Below are 17,263 nucleotides of genomic sequence, written 5' to 3' on the forward strand. Positions count from 1 at the left end.
AAAGCCTGCGGAATGCCCGCAGCCCTTTGTTCTCAAGGACTTCGGCGCACACGAGGACGACCGCGTGAAAACCCGACCACACCCGGCCCCGGATCGACCACGCATAACCCCTACGGGTGAGGACCCGTACTACTGCCCGACCTGCCGCTCGGTCACGATGCTGACCCCGCCGGACGCCTTCGTGTCGGTCGAGTGCCACGGGTCGTCCGCGCTGCCGGCGGCCCACTCGCGGCCGGCGTACGACACGCGCTCGATGTGCAGCTCCGAGGAGTTGGCCACCGCCCAGTGCGCGAGCTGCCAGCCGGTCCGAGTGCTGCCGGACTTCACCGGCAGGGTCACCGTGCTGCTCCCGCCCGTCGCACTCGCGCTGGGAGCCGGCGTGGACTTGGACTCGGCCTTGCTCTTGCCCCCGGACGTCGAGCCCGCGGTCACCTCCGCGCCCGTCTCCTTCAGCACCGTGCGCCCGAAGTCCCGTACCAGCGCGGCCCGTACGGCGTCCGGACCGACGGCCGCCCGCGTGGTGTCCGGGAGGCCCTGGCAGGTCAGCGTGGCGGCCGCCTGCCCCGTGAGGGCGGCGGACAGCAGCGTGGCCTCGGGCTCGTGCTTGGCGTACGCCTCCGGGTAACCGCTGCGCTGCACGCGCTGCGCGGCGACGGTGAGGGGGAGCTTCCGGTAGTCGTCCACCTTGGCCAGGTGCTCGTAGAAGACGCCCGCCGCGTACGTCGGGTCCAGGATCTCCTTCTTGGTGCCCCAGCCCTGCGAGGGCCGCTGCTGGAACAGGCCGAGCGAATCCAGGTCGCCGTGCTGGATGTTGACGAGCTGCGACTCCTGGAGGGCGGTCGCGAGCGCGATCGTGACGGCCCGCGCCGGCATCCCGCGCCCGGTGCCGACGGCGGCGATCGTCGCCGCGTTCATCGTCTGCTCCTGCGAGAACTCGTACTCCTGGCCGTCGTCCTTGCCGGAGACCACCTTGCAGCCGGGACCCCCCCGGCCGCCGGTGACGTACTGGACGACCAGATAGCCCGCGACCGCGAGCAGCACCACGAAGGCCGAGGCGAATCGGAAGAGGCGGCCGCGTCGACGCTTCTTGGGGGTGGGGGACTGCAGCATCCCCACAAGGTAGCGGAGGCTCCTGTTACCGCTGCGCCGGGTGTGGACAAACGGTGGAGAGGCCCTTCGCGTTAGGGTCGACGCCATGGCCGACACCCCGCTTGACCTCACGCTGGACGCCGCACGGCTCACCGCGCAGCTCGTCGACTTCCCCTCGGAGAGCGGCAGCGAGAAGCCCCTCGCGGACGCGATCGAGACCGCGCTGCGCGCCCTGCCGCACCTGAGGGTCGACCGGTACGGCAACAACGTCGTCGCGCGCACCAGCCTCGGACGCACCGAACGCGTCGTCCTGGCGGGCCACATCGACACGGTCCCGATCGCCGACAACGTCCCCTCACGGCTCGACGGGAACGGCGTCCTGTGGGGCTGCGGCACCTGCGACATGAAGTCCGGAGTGGCCGTCCAACTCCGCATCGCGGCAACGGTGTTGGCCCCCAACCGCGACCTGACCTTCGTCTTCTACGACAACGAGGAGGTCGCCGCCCACCTCAACGGCCTCAAGCACGTCTCGGAGGCTCATCCGGAGTGGCTGGAGGGCGACTTCGCGGTCCTCCTGGAGCCGACGGACGGGCAGGTCGAGGGCGGCTGCCAGGGCACGCTCAGGGTGTTCCTGAAGTTCAAGGGAGAACGAGCGCACTCCGCGCGCGCGTGGATGGGCTCCAACGCGATCCACGCGGCCTCGCGGGCGCTGGCCAAGCTCGCCGCGTACGAGCCCCGCACGCCCGTGGTGGACGGCCTTCAGTTCCACGAGGGCCTCAACGCGGTGCGCGTCGAGGGGGGAGTGGCCACGAACGTCATCCCCGACGCGTGCACCCTTGTTGTCAACTTCCGCTATGCGCCCGACCGCAGCGAGGAGGAGGCGGAGGCGTTCGTGCGGGACTACTTCGCCGACTGCGGGGTCGACGAGTTCGTCGTCGACGACCACACCGGAGGGGCCCGCCCCGGCCTGACCCACCCGGCCGCCGCCGCCTTCATGGCGGCCGTCGGCGGCGAGGCCCGCCCCAAGTTCGGCTGGACCGACGTGGCCCGCTTCAGCGCGCTCGGCGTGCCCGCCGTGAACTACGGCCCGGGTGCCCAACTCCTCGCCCACAAGGTGGACGAGAGGGTCGAGGCGGCTCTCATCCCCGAGGCGGAGCGGCGGCTGCGGGACTGGCTCACCGCCTGACATCCGTATGTCCCCCCTCCGTAACCCGCGTAGACCTACGCTGAAGTACGAAACACCTGCAAGTGGAGGGAGCGCACATGGCTACAGGCAACCCCGAGGGCAAGCAGCAGCCACCGGAGGAGCAGCGCCTGGGACCGGTCCTCCGGCGGCGCGGCCAGGTGACCGCGAGCACGACCGACCAGCGCCTCCTGGACGCGGGCGGCCCCTCGGACTGGGTCCACACCGACCCGTGGCGCGTTCTGCGCATCCAGTCGGAGTTCATCGAGGGCTTCGGCACGCTGGCCGAACTGCCGCCCGCGATCAGCGTGTTCGGCTCGGCCCGCACCAAGCCGGACTCACCGGAGTACGAGGCGGGCGTACGGCTCGGACACGCCCTCGTGGAGGCCGGGTGGGCCGTGATCACCGGCGGCGGCCCCGGCGCCATGGAGGCGGCCAACAAGGGCGCTCTGGAGGCCAAGGGCATCTCCGTCGGCCTCGGCATCGAGCTGCCCTTCGAACAGGGGCTCAACGCCTACGTCGACATCGGGCTGAACTTCCGTTACTTCTTCGTCCGCAAGATGATGTTCGTCAAGTACGCCCAGGGCTTCGTGGTCCTCCCCGGCGGCCTCGGCACCCTCGACGAACTCTTCGAGGCGCTCACCCTGGTGCAGACCCAGAAGGTCACACGCTTCCCGATCGTCCTCTTCGGGAGCGAGTACTGGGGCGGCCTCGTCGACTGGCTGAAGAACACGCTGATCGCCCAGGGCAAGGCGTCGGAGAAGGACCTGCTGCTGTTCCACGTGACGGACGACGTGGACGAGGCGGTAGCCCTCGTCTCGAAGGAAGCGGGACGTTAGTTCCCAGCCCGTCCGGCGTTTGAGGACGAGGCCGTCAGGGCCGAAGCGGGGGTCTGGGGGCGGCAGCCCCCAGTGACGGGACGGGTAGGGGCGGCGGGGGCGAAAAAACTTACGCCAGCCCCCGCCTGCCCACCGCCGGAGGCCGATGCCCGGCAATCGACGCCACCATGTCCAGCACCTGCCGCGTCTCCGCGACCTCGTGCACCCGGTACACCTGCGCCCCCAGCCACGCCGACACGGCAGTGGTCGCGAGCGTCCCGACAACCCGCTCCTTGACCGGCTTGTCGAGGGTCTCGCCCACGAAGTCCTTGTTGGACAGCGAGACCAGCACCGGCCACCCCGTGTCGACCATCTCGCCGAGCCGCCGCGTGGCCTCCAGACTGTGCCGGGTGTTCTTCCCGAAGTCGTGCCCGGGATCGATCAGCACCGACTCCCTGGGCACCCCCAGTGAAACGGCCCGCTCGGCGAGACCCAGGGTCACGCGCAGGATGTCGGCCATGACGTCGTCGAACGCCACCCGGTGCGGCCGTGTACGCGGCTCCGCACCGCCCGCGTGCGTGCACACCAGCCCCACGCCGTACCGCGCGGCGACCTCCGCGAGCCGGGGATCGACGCCGCCCCACGCGTCGTTCAGGAGATCCGCGCCGACCTCGCAGACGGCCTCGCCGACCTCGTGCCGCCAGGTGTCGACGCTGATGATCACGTCCGGGAAGCGCCGCCGCACCTCGGCCACGAAGCCGACCGTGCGCCGCGCCTCTTCGTCGGCGGTCACTTCCTCGCCGGGGCCGGCCTTGACGCCGCCGATGTCGATGATGGCGGCGCCCTCGGCCACCGCCTGCTCCACGCGCGCGAGGGCGGGCTCGTCGCGGAACGTGGCCCCTTGGTCGTAGAAGGAGTCCGGGGTCCGGTTCACGATCGCCATGATCACCGGCTCGTGCGCGTCGAATTCACGCCTGCCCAGCCTGAGCATCCCCTGTGACCTCTCTTCGTACATACCGGTCTTCAACCGCCTGTGACCCTAACTGTCAGCGTCGCATGGCACGATCGGACCCTGACACATTCGGCTTCGGCACGTCCGACATCGACGCCCGTGGAGACCCCAGCGATGTTCATGTTCCTGTTCCTGGTCGTCGCGCTCGCCGTCGTGGTCGGCGCCGTGACGCTCTCGGTGATCGGCGGCGGCGACAGCGCTCCGCTGCCCGACGCCGCGCCCGAGCGCCTCGACGACCCGCTGCCGGAGGACCGGCCGGTCGACCACGCCGACATCGAGACCCTCCGCTTCCCGCTCGCCGCGCGGGGCTACCGCATGGCCGAGGTGGACGACGCGCTGAGCCGTATCGCCGCCGAACTCGCCGAGCGCGACGCCCGGATCGCCGACCTGGAGTCCGCACTGGCGGGCGCGCAGGCCACCGCCCACGTCTCCATGCGGAAGCCGGCCGAAGGCGACCAGCAGTGAGCGACGGCGCGGCCGTCCCCGGTCCGGACGGCGCCCTGCGCTGCCCCTGGGGACTGTCCACGGAGGACTACGTCGCGTACCACGACGAGGAGTGGGGCCGCCCGGTCCACGGCGACGACGCCCTCTACGAGCGGCTCAGCCTGGAGGCCTTCCAGTCGGGTCTCTCCTGGATCACGATCCTGCGCCGCCGCGAGGGCTTCCGGGCCGCGTTCGACGGCTTCCGCATCGCCAAGGTCGCCGCTTTCACGGACACCGACCGCGAACGCCTGCTCCTCGACGCGGGCATCATCCGCAACCGCCTCAAGATCGACGCGACGATCGCCAACGCGCGCGTGCTGGCCGACTGGGCACCGGGCGAACTCGACGAGTTCATCTGGTCCCACGCCCCCGCGCCGGGCCCGGCCCCGAAGGCACTCGGGGACGTCCCGGCGGTCACGGACGAGTCGACGGCCCTGTCGAAGGCCCTCAAGAAGCGGGGCCTGAAATTCGTGGGCCCGACGACGGCGTATGCCTTGATGCAGGCGTGCGGACTGGTCAACGACCACTTGGAAGCATGCGTGGCGAGAAGCGCCCCGTAAGGGGGCGGGGCTGTATCAATGTGCGGCTCCGCCGCGTGAGCGCGACCAGCCCCAACCCACCCGCAGGTTCTGAACTCAGCGGCCCAAATACTTCGGCGTCTCCTTGTTGACGAAGGCCTCGACAGCGATCGCATGGTCCTCCGACGCGCCCGCCCGAGCCTGGAGTTCGTCTTCTTTCTCCAGCGTCTCCTCCAGGGTGTGCGAGAGGCCGTACGCCACCGACTCCTTGAGCGCGGCGTACGCCACCGTCGGCCCGTCGGCCAGCAGCCTGGCCACCTTCTCGGCCTCGGCGTGCAGCTCACCCACAGGGACGAGACGGTTGGCGATCCCCAGGTCGTACGCCTCCTGCGCCTTGATCGTGCGCGGGAACAGCAGCAGGTCGGAGGCGCGGCCCGGTCCGACGACACGGGGCAGCGTCCAGGAAATGCCGGAGTCCGCGGTCAGGGCCACGCCCGCGAAGGACGTGTTGAAGCCTGCCGTGTCCGCGACGACCCGGTAGTCCGCCGCCAGCGCGAGCCCGAAACCGGCGCCCGCCGCCACCCCGTTGACCCCGGCGACCACGGGCTTCGCCATCCCGGCCAGCGCCCGCACGATGGGGTTGTAGTGCTCCTTGACCGTGGTCATGGTGGCCCCGGTCCCGGCCTTGCGGTCGGACTCCAGCAGCGTGATGTGCTCCTTGAGGTCCTGGCCCACGCAGAACGCCCGCTCCCCGGCCGCGGTCAGCAGCACGGCCCGTACGGCGTCGTCGTCCGCCGCGGCCTGTACCGCGTCCCGGAGGGCGACCTTGGTCGCGATGTTCAGCGCGTTCATCGCCTCGGGGCGGTTCAGCGTGATCGTCGCGAGTCCGTCGCTCACCTCGTAGAGCACGGTGTCGGCCATGGTGTGTCCCCTCAGGTGTCGCGGCCCCGGCGTACCGGTCGGTACGCCCTACGTCCGTAGGACAGCATGGCGGAGATCACCGTCCGCGCACCGGACCGGACGTGTGACCTGCGTCAAAGAATTCTGGTCCGGATCGGGTCGGCCGAGGTCGCCGCGGCGGCGGAGTATCGCAGTCGCATCGGCGAATTGAGTGGTTTTGCTCGCGCGCGTTGCGCAAGCGATGCCGACTGATGTTGGTCATCGGGTCCTGAGATGCGGGATAATGGCTTGGAAGCAATGTGTTCGATGCCGGTGACGCGTGTCTCATTAGGGGCCGCGCGTGCCCTCCATGGGGCCGTCGGCGACGATGAGCTGGTTTCAGGAAGGGGAACGAGCATGGCGGCCATGAAGCCGCGGACGGGCGATGGCCCGCTCGAGGTGACCAAGGAGGGGCGGGGCATCGTCATGCGCGTTCCGCTCGAAGGCGGCGGTCGGCTCGTCGTCGAGCTGACCCCTGACGAGGCCGACGCCCTGGGCGACGCCCTCAAGAAGGTCGTCGGCTGACGCGGCGGAACGCGACCATACCCCTTCAGCCACCCCGGCACCCGAGACGGTGCCGGGGTCGCTGCTTTCCCGGGGTTCTACGGGGCTCTACGGACTGTCCGGGTCCTGCCCTAGCGCTTGACGGCGCACAGCAGGCCGTCGCCCACCGGGAGCAGCGACGGCACCAGCTCCGGGCTCTCGCGTACGGCGCGGAGCAGCTCGCGCAGCCGTAGGACTTCGGTGGGCTGGGGGCTCGAGTCGACGGTGCGGCCGTTGGCGAAGACGCCCTCGAAGACCACCAGGCCACCCGTACGCAGCAGGCGCAACGATTCAGCGAGATAGTCCAGGAACTCCAGCCGGTCGCCGTCGCAGAACACCAGGTCGTAGCCGGCGTCCGCGAGCCGGGGCAGGACGTCCAGGGCGCGGCCCGGGATGAAGCGGGCCCGGTTGCTGGCGAAGCCGCAGGCGCGGAAGGCCTGACGGGCGAACTGCTGGTGGTCCGGCTCCGGGTCGACGGTGGTCAGTACCCCGTCCGGCCGCATGCCGTACAGAAGATGCATTCCGGAGACGCCGGTCCCGGTGCCGATCTCCGCCACCGCCTTCGCGTCCACGGTGGCGGCGAGCATCCGCAGCGCGGCGCCCGTGCCGGGCGACACCGAGCGCAGCCCTGCCTCGCGGGCCCGGTCACGGGCCCAGCGCAGTGCTTCGTCCTCGGCGACATAGGCGTCGGCGAACGCCCAGCTCGTCTGCCGGTTGCCGGTAATGACCCTCTCCTGTCCCCGTGGTTGCCTGGGCGTGACTGTATCCGTTGGTGCCGGGAACCTGCTGATGGGACCGGGCGTTTAGAGGGGGAGGAATGCACTGGGGGACGCGGCCGGAGGGAAGAGCGGGGGATGAGGATGGATCAGTACGTCGGGCAGCGGCCCGAGCAGGGGCACGAGCGTCGGCTCGCACCGCCGTCAGGTCGGTATGAGCGTGTATCAAATTCTCGTAAAACCGCTTATCCGGAGCTAACGGGCGAGGTGGCTATGGTAGGGGCTCCACTGGACACCACCAGAGCCGACAGGGGAGGTGCGGCTGTACCTGTGGATCGGGGAGGAGTGCTTCGGCGCTTTCTCGGATCGGCGGGCAGGCCGAAATCCGTGAACGACACCGCTGCTGACCACAGCCACGCCGCTGACCATGCCCAGACCGCGACCTTCTCCACCGACGCGGACGGGCAGGCGTGGACTCCGCCCACCTGGGAGGAGATCGTCAGCACCCACAGCGGCCGTGTGTACCGGCTCGCGTACCGCCTGACGGGGAACCAGCACGACGCCGAGGACCTCACACAGGAGGTCTTCGTCCGGGTCTTCCGTTCCTTGTCGACGTACACGCCCGGCACCTTCGAGGGCTGGCTGCACCGCATCACCACCAACCTCTTCCTGGACATGGTCCGCCGCAAGCAGCGCATCCGTTTCGACGCGCTGGGGGAGGACGCGGCCGAGCGCCTGCCCAGCCGCGAGCCGTCACCCCAGCAGGTCTTCAACGACGCGCACTTCGACGCGGACGTCCAACAGGCCCTGGACACCCTCGCCCCGGAGTTCCGGGCGGCGGTCGTCCTGTGCGACATCGAGGGCCTCTCCTACGAGGAGATCGCCGCGACCCTGGGCGTCAAGCTCGGCACGGTCCGCTCCCGGATCCACCGAGGCCGCTCCCAGCTCCGCAAGGCCCTCGCGCACCGCTCGCCGGAAGCACGGGCCGAGCGCCGTTCCTTCGTGGCGCGTGTGCCCGCGCTGGGGGGAGGGGGCGCGACCGCGTGAGTGGATCACGTCCTACGCCTGCGGAGCAGCACCTGGGAGACCGACTTTCCGCCCTGGTGGACGGGGAGCTCGGTCATGAGTCGCGCGAGCGTGTACTGGCGCATCTGGCCACCTGCACGAAGTGCAAGGCCGAGGCCGACGCACAGCGCCGACTGAAGAACGTGTTCGCGGAAATGGCCCCGCCGCCCCCCTCCGAGAGCTTCCTGGCCCGTCTGCAGGGGCTTCCCGGTGGAGGCGGCGACCCGGACGGCGAGGAGCCGCCCGGCGGGGCACTGTTCGCCGCCGGGATCGGTGTCTTCGGCGTCAAAAGAGACGGCCCGCTCGACGCGTTCGAGTTCGGCTACGTCCCCGCGGGCCCGCACGCGGCCACGGCCCTGACCCCGTCCGCCCCTTCCCGGTCCGCCCGCGAGGGCTTCCGTATCCATGACGTCAGCCGGCACGACGCCGACCGCTCCGCCTCGCGCGGGATGCGGTTCGCGTTCGTCGCCGCCGGGGCAGTGTCCCTGGCCGCGATCGCGCTGGGCGGGGTGGCCACGGTCGCGCCGGGCGACGCAGCCGCGGAGGTGCGGGGCGGTACGGGCGTGACACCGGCGCGTACGCAGGGCACGGGCGCGGCGGCGGCCACCGACGCGGGGCGTCGCCGTGGCGTCGGACCCCTGCTCGCCCAGGGGACGAGCCAGCGGTCGATGCTCGGCGACACCGCGGTCCAGCCGACCTCCGTCTCCGCGCCGCTGCTGCCCGGAGTGCCCTCGCCCGCGGTCGTCCAGGGCGACGAGGTCCTGCACACGCTGACCGCGCCGGTGATGGCCGGAGCGGCGGTCATGTCCCCGCTGATACGCCCGATCGACGCGACCCCGCCGATCGCCCTCACGTCGTGGTCCACGGCCCCCGAGGTCATGGCCCCCGGCCTGCTCCGCGCACCGGCCCCCGACACCACCTCGTCCCCCTCTCCCACCCCGACCTCCCCCTCCCACCCGCTCCACTGACCGGCCCCTGCGCCACGACCCGCGAACCTGGTTGAATCCGGGGAGTACGGGGTGGCGCGGCCAGCGGTGGGGGGACCATGAACGAGGGGACGCCGGAACAGGGGCCCGCGAGGACGAACAACGGGGACGCCGGGGATGCCGGGGCCACCGATGGGGACTTTGCGCTACGGCCGCCGAGTGCGTTGCGGGAAGCCGGCGCCGAGACGGGTCGGCTTGCGGGCGGGGCTCCAACCGGCCGTGTGGTCGCGGGTGTTGACGGTGACGTCGAACCGACACCTCCCGCGCCCGAACCCCCGACCGCCCAGGGCGCGATCCTCCCGCCCCCTGAGCAACCCAAACCCCTGCACGACCCCGACCTCTACAGCACCCCGCCGTACGGCGGGCCCGGCCCCTGGGCGCCCGCACCGCCCATTCCGCATCCGGCGGGTGCCTCCACGCCCGGCACGGCCCCACAGGCCCCCACAGCAGCTCCTGGCGCTGCCGCACCGCCCGTCTCCGACACCCCACCCACCCCACCCATCAACCCCTGGGCCCGCTACGACCCCTGGGCATCCCCCGCCCCCCTCCAGCAGACCGGCACCCCCACCCTCACCCCCGAGCAGCGCCGCACCCGCGCCCGGAAACTCCTCGCCGCCTCGGCCGTCGCCCTCGCCCTCCTCAGCGGCGTTATCGGAGGCGTCGTAGGAGCGCGTCTGGAGCGGGGCAGTGAGGGTGGGGACGTCGTGTTGCCGCAGGCCGGGGCGGAGGACGGTGGGCGGGCGCCCGGCAGCGTCGCCGGGATCGCCGCCCGGGCCCTGCCCAGTGTGGTGACGCTGCATGTGACCGGGGACGAGGAGTCGGGGACCGGTACCGGGATCGTGCTGGACACCCGGGGGCACATCCTCACCAACAACCATGTCGTGCAGCCCGCCGGCGGTGACGGTTCGATATCCGTGAGTTTCAGTGGGGGACAGACCGTCAGGGCCAAGGTCGTCGGGCACGACACCGGGTACGACCTCGCCGTCGTGCAGGTGAGCGGGGTGCGCGGGCTCAAGCCGATGCCGCTCGGGAACTCCGACAACGTGCGGGTCGGTGACCCCGTCGTGGCGATCGGCGCGCCCTTCGGTCTCGACAACACCGTGACCTCCGGGATCATCAGCGCCAAGGAGCGGCCCATCACGGCCGGCGGTGAGGCGTCGGACGGGAGCGATGTGTCGTACGTCGACGCCCTGCAGACCGACGCGCCCATCAACCCCGGCAACTCCGGCGGGCCGTTGCTCGATGCGCGCGGGCGGCTCGTCGGGGTCAACTCGGCGATCCGGTCCGCCGACGACGGGTCCGGGGCGGAGGACGGACAGGCCGGGTCGATCGGGCTCGGGTTCGCCATTCCGGTCAACCAGGCCAAGCGGGTCGCCGAGGAACTGATCAACACCGGCAGGGCGACCCACCCGGTCATCGGCGTCACCCTCGACCTGGACTACACCGGAGACGGAGCCCGCGTCGCCACGAAGGGCAACGACGACGGCCCCGCCGTCACCGCGGGCGGACCCGGTGCCGAGGCCGGCCTCAAGGCGGGCGACGTCATCACCGAGGTCGACGGCGAGCGCGTCCACTCCGGCGACGAACTCATCGTCAGGACCCGCGCCCACCGCCCCGGCGACCACCTGCGCCTGACCCTCCGGCGGGACGGCGAAGACCTGACCGTGTCGCTCGTCCTGGGCTCCTCGACCGGTGGATGAGCCGGGGACGAGCCGTGGATTGACAGAAACGTCACAGGTGAGAGCCCTGCGCACCGTCCCACTAGGCAAACAACCCGGAAAACCGTTCGTGTACACCCACTCGTAGCCCCCGGGACAGTACCGGTCGGGTGGGATCGCCGGGTACCGTGGACCCGGCCCGGACCACGGAAGACCGCACAGACCACCGAGGGCCGAGGACCGAGGACATCGCTAGGAGCTTCAGGTGTTCAATGACATAGGACCGCTAGAGCTGGTGACGATCATCGTCCTCGCCGTGCTCGTCTTCGGTCCGGACAAGCTCCCGAAGGTCATCCAGGACGTCATGCGGACGATCCGGAAGATCCGAGAGTTCTCGGAGAGCGCCAAGGCGGACATCCGCGAGGAGCTGGGCCCGGAGTTCAAGGACTTCGAGTTCGAGGACCTCAACCCCAAGACGTTCCTGCGCAAGCAGTTGGACAACGACGAGCTGGGGCTCAAGGAGATCCGCAACGGCTTCGACCTGAAGAAGGAGATGGCCGAGGTCACGGAGGCGGTCCAGAGCGCCGACACCCCCTCGTCCTCCTCCTCTTCCTCCCCGTCGTCCAGCGGTCGGCTCGACATGACCAAGAAGCCCGAGGACCCGGAGAAGGACGACCGCCCGCCCTTCGACGCGGACGCCACCTGACCCTCCCGGGCGTCTTCCGCACCACATCCCGGGCACATCCCGAGCGCCTCGCGGAAACCTCCCCGAGCCCCTCTCACGTGACGCGTCTCATACCTCCGCGTACCTCCGCCATGCCCTCGTACGGCCTGAACACGGCCTCTCCGCGCCTCGCGCGCCGGGCGCTTTCCGGGCTGCCTCGCACGAGGTGGCTATGCTGCCGAGTTGTTGTGCGGACCGGGCGAGTCGCCCGAAGGGGGGCGGGCCGCCCCGGTCCGACGAGAACGAGGAGGCGTCCGGAGCATGGAGACGACGAGTCGGGTAGGCGCGCAGGCGCCGGCCGCGGAGGGTGGACAACAGGTCCCCTCCGCCCGCCGCACGGTCGACGGCTACCTGCTGGCGCCCTTCCCGTGGTACGGCCTCGACGAGGCCTTCACGGGACCGCGCTGGCTGATGCAGGTGGGCATGGCGGCGGACGGAGCGGTCGAGCACGGTTCGGTCGGGCACGGCGACGAGCCCTCCGTACGCAACGAAGGCACGGAGGACAAGGAGAAGTTCGCGGTGGTCGTCACCGTCGCGGGCAACCCGGCTCGGCGCACCGCCGACGGCACCGGGCTCCTGGAGGCCACATCGGTGTCCTCCGCGGCCTGGCTCGCCGGGGTGGGGCTGCTGTCCTTCACCTGGCCCGGGCAGATGGACCACACCCTGCGGGACGACTGGCTTGAGCAGCAGACGGAGACGGCGTGGGTGCTGGCGGACGATCTCGCCGGTGACGACTGGTCGACGCTGTCCCTGCCGGTGGACGGGGTGCCTACGCCGTTCCACTACCGCGAGTCCGAGTTCGGCTGGGTGTTGGCCGGGTCCACTCAGGCGGGGGTGCACGTGGGGGCGTACGGCAGGGGGATGAGCGCGTACGGGCTCGGCTTCGCCATGATCAAGGACATCGCTGCGTACGCCCAGTAGCGGTTACGACGATGGGGGCGCCGTCCGGTGAGACGGCGCCCCCATCGTCGTAAGAAGATCCCTAGAACTTGTTCCTCGGTGTGATCCCCAGCGACATGCCCGAAAGACCCCGCTGACGTCCCCCCAGCTTCCCCGCGATCGCCCGCAGGGCCGCGCCCGCCGGGGAGTCCGGGTCCGTCAGGACGACCGGCTTGCCCTCGTCGCCGCCCTCGCGGAGGCGTACGTCGATGGGGATGCTGCCCAGTACCGGAACCGACGCACCCGTCGTGCGGGTCAGGCCGTCCGCCACCGACTGGCCGCCGCCGGTGCCGAAGACGTCGACCATCTCGCCGCAGTGCGGGCACGGCAGGCCCGCCATGTTCTCGACCACGCCGACGATCTTCTGGTGGGTCTGTACGGCGATGGAGCCGGCCCGCTCGGCGACCTCGGCCGCCGCCTGCTGAGGGGTCGTCACGACCAGGATCTCGGCGTTCGGGACGAGCTGGGCGACCGAGATCGCGATGTCGCCCGTGCCGGGGGGCAGGTCCAGAAGCAGGACGTCCAGGTCGCCCCAGTACACGTCCGCCAGGAACTGCTGGAGCGCGCGGTGCAGCATCGGGCCGCGCCACACCACCGGTGCGTTGCCCGGCGTGAACATGCCGATGGAGATGACCTTCACGCCGTGTGCCGACGGCGGCATGATCATGTTCTCGACCTGGGTGGGACGGCCGTCGGCGCCCAGCATGCGCGGGACGGAGTGGCCGTAGATGTCGGCGTCGACGACACCGACCTTGAGACCGTCGGCGGCCATCGCGGCCGCGAGGTTCACCGTCACCGAGGACTTGCCGACGCCGCCCTTGCCGGAGGCGACCGCGTACACGCGGGTGAGGGAGCCGGGCTGCGCGAAGGGGACCTCGCGCTCGGTCTTGCCACCGCGCAGGGCGGTCGCGAGTTCCTTGCGCTGCTCGTCGCTCATCACGTCGAGGGTCACGTCGACACCGGTGACACCCTCGACACCCAGGACCGCCTCCGTCACGCGCTGCGTGATCGTCTCGCGCATGGGGCAGCCGGAGACCGTCAGGTACACGGTGACCGCGACCGCTCCGTCCGCACCGATCTCCACCGACTTGACCATCCCCAACTCGGTGATGGGTCGGTTGATCTCGGGGTCGTTCACCGTCGACAGCGCTTCACGCACCGCGTCTTCCGTAGCCATAGGGTCGATGGTACGGCGCCGCGCGTGGCCCCAGGTAAGTCGGTCACCGGTCGTCTACGTCACGTCCGCGCGACCGTTCCGCCGGGAATACGACGTGTTTGCGGTGACCGTTCTCGCGCTCATCGAGCTCTTTCACCAGGTCCTGGAGTTCGGAGCGGATCCAGTCCCGGGTCGCCACCTCGCCGAGACCGATGCGCAGGGCGGCGATCTCGCGGGTGAGGTACTCGGTGTCGGCGATCGACCGCTCGTTCTGCTTGCGGTCCTGTTCGAGGTTGACCTTGTCGCGGTCGTCCTGCCGGTTCTGCGCGAGCAGGATCAGCGGGGCCGCGTACGAGGCCTGCAACGACAGCATCAACGTCAGGAAGATGAACGGGTAGTTGTCGAACCGCACATCGCGCGGGGCGAAGATGTTCCACAGCACCCACGCGACGATGACGACCGTCATCCAGACGATGAACCGCCCGGTGCCCAGGAACCGCGCGATCCGCTCCGAGAGCCGCCCGAAGGCCTCCGGGTCGTACTCGGGCAGCAGCCGGCGCCGGGGCGGGCGCGGCTGGTCGAGCCGGGCCCGCGGCCGGGTGGTGGCGGTCGCGCCCGCCGGTGTCCGCTCGCGCGTGGTCTCGCGCTCAGGAGTCATGAGCCGCCACCTCCTCCGTCTCCGGCTCTGCTTCGTTCTCGTCGCCCTCGTCCAGATGGAACTCCGTCTCCCGCCAGTCCTCGGGCAGCATGTGGTCCAGGACGTCGTCCACGGTCACCGCGCCCAGCAGCGACCCGGTCTCGTCGACCACGGGCGCCGCGACCATGTCGTACGTCGCGAAGAACCCGGCGATGAGCTGGAGCGTCGCGTTCGGGTCCAGCGGCTGCAGGTCGTCGTCGATGATCGCGCTGACCAGGGTGTACGGCGGGTCGCGCAGCAGCCGCTGGAAGTGGACCGTGCCGAGGTACTTGCCGGTCGGGGTGTCGTCGGGCGGGCGGCAGACGTAGACCTGGGCGGCGAGGGCCGGGGAGAGGTCGGCGCTGCGGACGCGGGCCAGCGCGTCGGCGACGGTCGCGTCGGGGCGTAGGACGATCGGTTCGGTCGTCATGAGGCCGCCGGCGGTGTGCTCCTCGTACGACATCAGGCGGCGTACGTCGGCCGCCTCGGAGGGCTGCATCAGGTTCAGCAGGCGTTCCTTGTCGTCCTCGGGGAGTTCGGAGAGGAGGTCGGCCGCGTCGTCCGGGTCCATCGCCTCCAGGACGTCCGCCGCGCGTTCCTCCTTCAGCTTGCCGAGGATCTCGATCTGGTCGTCCTCCGGGAGCTCCTCCAGGACGTCGGCGAGGCGGTCGTCGTCGAGGGCGGCGGCGACCTCGGCCCGGCGCTTGGGGGAGAGGTGGTGCAGGACGTTGGCGAGGTCGGCGGGGCGCAACTGCTCGAAGGTGGCCAGGAGGCTCTCCGCGCCCTGTCCCTGCTCCTCCAGGGAGAAACCGGTGACGGCGGACCAGTCCACGGTCAGCGTCTCGCCCTTGGCCCTTCTGAAGGCTCCGCCGGCCTTGCCCTTCCGTACGAAGACCCGGTCGATCTCCCAGTCCCGGCGGGCCGGCAGATGCTGCACCGACAGGTCCAGGACGCTGACCTCCTCGCCGGTCTCCGCGAGGGTCACGCGCCGGTCCAGCAGTTCGCCGAACACCAGCCGCTCGGTGGGCCGTTGCTCGAAGCGGCGGACGTTCAGCACGCCGGTGGTGATGACCTGGCCGGACTCGATGCCGGTCACGCGGGTCATGGGGAGGAAGATGCGGCGCCGGGTGGAGAGTTCGACGACCAGGCCGAGCAGCCTGGGGGGCCGCTGGCCGACGCGCAGCATCGCGACGAGGTCGCGGACGCGGCCCACCTGGTCGCCGTTCGGGTCGAAGACGGCGACACCGGCGAGGTGCGAGACGAAGACCCGGGGAGCGCCCGCTGCCATGGCCGCACCTCCTTCTTTCTTTCGTGATGTGCCGAGGGATTCTCTGGTTTCCAGATGTACCGAATTGCCTGCTCGGACGGGCTTCAGGCTAGCCCGTCCGGATGTGATCCGCGCTGGTGGGCGGTCCGGACGGACTGGCTCCGCCGGCGTGTGGCGGCCCCGGTACGCTGCCGTACGCCATCGCCCCTCCCGCACGAAAGGCCCCCCACCTGTGACTGCGCTTCCCCAGGTCCGAAACCGTCGTGCGGCGCTGCTCGGCGCGGTCTGTGTGCTGGCCCTGGCGGGGTGCGGCGACGGAGACCCGGACGCGGGGACGAACGGGGTCGGCAAGCTGGCCGCCGACAAGATCCAGTCGACGTCGGTGACGGCCGCGGACGCCGCCGACGCCGTACGGCTCTCCGGGACCGTCGTCACCAGCGGGCTGACGTACACGCTCGACATGCGGCTGAAGTCGGACGGCGGCAGCGGGTCGGTCACCTCGAAGGGGTCGACCTTCGGGCTGCTGCGGATCGGCGAGGAGCTGTACCTGAAGGCCGACGCGGACTTCTGGAGCAGCAACGGGGACTCGGGCGCCGGCGACACGCTCCACGGCAAGTACGTGAAGGTGCCGCAGGGCGACCCCTCGTACAAGAAGTTCAGTGGTTTCACGGACAAGGACGTCCTCCTCTCCAGTCTGCTGACCCTGCACGGTTCGCTCGCGACGGACGGACACCACGCGCAGAACGGCGTCCGGACGATCCGCATCACCGGCGACGACGGCTCCGGCGGCACCCTCGACGTCTCGCTGGAGGGCAAGCCGTATCCCCTCCGGCTGGTCCGTGCGGGCGGCGCGGGCACCCTGACCTTCTCGGACTGGGGCAAGGGCTTCACGGTGACCCAGCCGGCGGACGACGACACCGTCGACTACGGCAAGCAACTGCCGTCTTCCTAGCGGTACTTACCGCTGCGTGCGTTTCTTCTTGAGCAGCAGGCGCGGCAGCCCGGCGGGCATCGGCTGACGGGTCGTCGCCGGGGTCGGCAGCGGGGGCTGTGCCAGTGAACCGTCCGGCAGGCCGGCCGTCGCTCCCGTCGGTTCCAGGCGCAGCACCCGGCACTCGCGGGCCCAGCGGGCCGGCATCGCCTCGCCGTCGGGGGCGTTGAGACGCTTGCCCTTCAGCTCGGCGACGGTCGCCGTCCAGGCCGCGGAGTCCGGGGCGAGTTCCACGACCTTCGCCGTCCATACGACCAGCCGGCCGCCCTTGTCCTTGCTGCGGACCGTGACCTCGGCGGTGCCGCCGTCGACCAGTCCCGGCAGCGGCTGCTCGCCGGGACCGTCGCCGATCAGACAGGCCGCGCCCTCGTGCCAGACGTGCCACAGCGCGCGGGCCGGGACGCCCGGGCCGGCCACCCAGACGAGGCCGGACTTCTTCGTGGCCTCCTCGACGAGGGCCTGGTCGAGGAGCTCAGCGCTAGTCATGGCGCCCAGCCTAT

Annotated in this window: 20 protein-coding genes; 12 read left to right on the forward strand and 8 right to left on the reverse strand. The window is 70.9% G+C overall.

Annotated elements, in window-relative coordinates:
• Positions 1-129 precede the first annotated feature (129 nt).
• Entirely contained in the window at positions 130-1,110 is a 981-nt protein-coding gene (locus OG223_RS34155) for a heavy metal transporter (protein WP_329256859.1), read from the reverse strand.
• An 85-nt stretch (positions 1,111-1,195) separates the two neighbouring features.
• Here OG223_RS34155 and dapE point away from each other — a divergent pair, with 85 nt between their 5' ends.
• Complete coding sequence (dapE, locus tag OG223_RS34160; RefSeq protein ID WP_329256862.1) at positions 1,196-2,275, forward strand: succinyl-diaminopimelate desuccinylase; 1,080 nt, start codon at positions 1,196-1,198, stop codon at positions 2,273-2,275.
• A gap of 77 nt (positions 2,276-2,352) precedes the next feature.
• Positions 2,353-3,111 (forward strand): TIGR00730 family Rossman fold protein, encoded by a 759-nt coding sequence (locus OG223_RS34165; RefSeq protein ID WP_043674715.1) that lies wholly within the window; start codon positions 2,353-2,355, stop codon positions 3,109-3,111.
• Between the two features lie 109 nt (positions 3,112-3,220).
• Here OG223_RS34165 and folP read toward each other — a convergent pair whose 3' ends face one another.
• Positions 3,221-4,081, reverse strand: coding sequence for a dihydropteroate synthase (folP, locus tag OG223_RS34170; RefSeq protein WP_329256866.1), 861 nt, complete (start codon positions 4,079-4,081; stop codon positions 3,221-3,223).
• Between the two features lie 135 nt (positions 4,082-4,216).
• Between folP and OG223_RS34175 the strand changes: the two genes are divergently transcribed.
• Positions 4,217-4,567, forward strand: a complete 351-nt coding sequence (locus OG223_RS34175) for a DivIVA domain-containing protein (RefSeq protein WP_329256869.1) — start codon at positions 4,217-4,219, stop codon at positions 4,565-4,567.
• Positions 4,564-5,145 (forward strand): DNA-3-methyladenine glycosylase I, encoded by a 582-nt coding sequence (locus OG223_RS34180; protein ID WP_329256872.1) that lies wholly within the window; start codon positions 4,564-4,566, stop codon positions 5,143-5,145. Before OG223_RS34175 ends, OG223_RS34180 begins: the two co-directional genes overlap by 4 nt.
• A 75-nt stretch (positions 5,146-5,220) precedes the next feature.
• Here OG223_RS34180 and OG223_RS34185 read toward each other — a convergent pair whose 3' ends face one another.
• Entirely contained in the window at positions 5,221-6,024 is an 804-nt protein-coding gene (locus tag OG223_RS34185) for an enoyl-CoA hydratase/isomerase family protein (protein ID WP_329256875.1), read from the reverse strand.
• 66 nt (positions 6,025-6,090) lie between these two features.
• On the opposite strand from OG223_RS34185, the gene OG223_RS34190 reads away from it, so the two are divergent.
• Both OG223_RS34190 and OG223_RS34195 read left to right on the forward strand, forming a co-directional pair.
• The gene (locus OG223_RS34190; RefSeq protein ID WP_329256878.1) at positions 6,091-6,255 is read left to right on the forward strand and encodes a hypothetical protein; all 165 of its coding nucleotides are present in this window, start codon (positions 6,091-6,093) and stop codon (positions 6,253-6,255) included.
• Between the two features lie 144 nt (positions 6,256-6,399).
• The gene (locus OG223_RS34195) at positions 6,400-6,567 is read left to right on the forward strand and encodes a DUF3117 domain-containing protein (RefSeq protein WP_003966491.1); all 168 of its coding nucleotides are present in this window, start codon (positions 6,400-6,402) and stop codon (positions 6,565-6,567) included.
• A gap of 110 nt (positions 6,568-6,677) precedes the next feature.
• On the opposite strand, the gene OG223_RS34200 is transcribed toward OG223_RS34195, so the two are convergent.
• Positions 6,678-7,376, reverse strand: a complete 699-nt coding sequence (locus tag OG223_RS34200; protein ID WP_329265624.1) for an O-methyltransferase — start codon at positions 7,374-7,376, stop codon at positions 6,678-6,680.
• A gap of 270 nt (positions 7,377-7,646) precedes the next feature.
• Between OG223_RS34200 and sigE the strand changes: the two genes are divergently transcribed.
• From sigE to OG223_RS34225, 5 genes are all read left to right on the forward strand, one after another.
• Positions 7,647-8,348, forward strand: coding sequence for an RNA polymerase sigma factor SigE (gene sigE, locus OG223_RS34205; RefSeq protein WP_019072074.1), 702 nt, complete (start codon positions 7,647-7,649; stop codon positions 8,346-8,348).
• Positions 8,345-9,334: an anti-sigma factor family protein gene (locus OG223_RS34210; RefSeq protein WP_329256881.1), complete on the forward strand. Its 990-nt coding sequence runs from the start codon at positions 8,345-8,347 to the stop codon at positions 9,332-9,334. Before sigE ends, OG223_RS34210 begins: the two co-directional genes overlap by 4 nt.
• A 77-nt stretch (positions 9,335-9,411) precedes the next feature.
• On the forward strand, positions 9,412-11,052 hold the full coding sequence (locus OG223_RS34215; protein ID WP_329256884.1) for a S1C family serine protease: 1,641 nt from the start codon (positions 9,412-9,414) through the stop codon (positions 11,050-11,052).
• A 223-nt stretch (positions 11,053-11,275) separates the two neighbouring features.
• Positions 11,276-11,716, forward strand: a complete 441-nt coding sequence (locus tag OG223_RS34220) for a sec-independent translocase (protein WP_329256886.1) — start codon at positions 11,276-11,278, stop codon at positions 11,714-11,716.
• Between the two features lie 279 nt (positions 11,717-11,995).
• Positions 11,996-12,655, forward strand: coding sequence for a hypothetical protein (locus OG223_RS34225; RefSeq protein ID WP_329256889.1), 660 nt, complete (start codon positions 11,996-11,998; stop codon positions 12,653-12,655).
• A gap of 61 nt (positions 12,656-12,716) precedes the next feature.
• Here the strand turns inward: OG223_RS34225 and OG223_RS34230 are convergent, their stop codons facing one another.
• From OG223_RS34230 to OG223_RS34240, 3 genes are read right to left on the reverse strand one after another with little or no spacing between them, the layout of a single operon-like run.
• Positions 12,717-13,850: an Mrp/NBP35 family ATP-binding protein gene (locus tag OG223_RS34230; RefSeq protein ID WP_329256892.1), complete on the reverse strand. Its 1,134-nt coding sequence runs from the start codon at positions 13,848-13,850 to the stop codon at positions 12,717-12,719.
• Positions 13,851-13,893: 43 nt separating this feature from the next.
• The gene (locus OG223_RS34235; protein ID WP_329256895.1) at positions 13,894-14,487 is read right to left on the reverse strand and encodes a DUF1003 domain-containing protein; all 594 of its coding nucleotides are present in this window, start codon (positions 14,485-14,487) and stop codon (positions 13,894-13,896) included.
• Complete coding sequence (locus tag OG223_RS34240) at positions 14,477-15,793, reverse strand: magnesium transporter MgtE N-terminal domain-containing protein (protein WP_329256898.1); 1,317 nt, start codon at positions 15,791-15,793, stop codon at positions 14,477-14,479. The genes OG223_RS34235 and OG223_RS34240 overlap by 11 nt, the downstream gene beginning before the upstream one ends.
• Before the next feature lie 211 nt (positions 15,794-16,004).
• Between OG223_RS34240 and OG223_RS34245 the strand changes: the two genes are divergently transcribed.
• Entirely contained in the window at positions 16,005-16,724 is a 720-nt protein-coding gene (locus tag OG223_RS34245; RefSeq protein ID WP_329256901.1) for a hypothetical protein, read from the forward strand.
• 6 nt (positions 16,725-16,730) lie between these two features.
• Here OG223_RS34245 and OG223_RS34250 read toward each other — a convergent pair whose 3' ends face one another.
• Entirely contained in the window at positions 16,731-17,249 is a 519-nt protein-coding gene (locus tag OG223_RS34250) for a hypothetical protein (protein ID WP_329256904.1), read from the reverse strand.
• Positions 17,250-17,263 lie beyond the last annotated feature (14 nt).

Origin of the sequence: Streptomyces sp. NBC_01478 (assembly GCF_036227225.1) — a bacterium.
Lineage (GTDB): Bacteria > Actinomycetota > Actinomycetes > Streptomycetales > Streptomycetaceae > Streptomyces.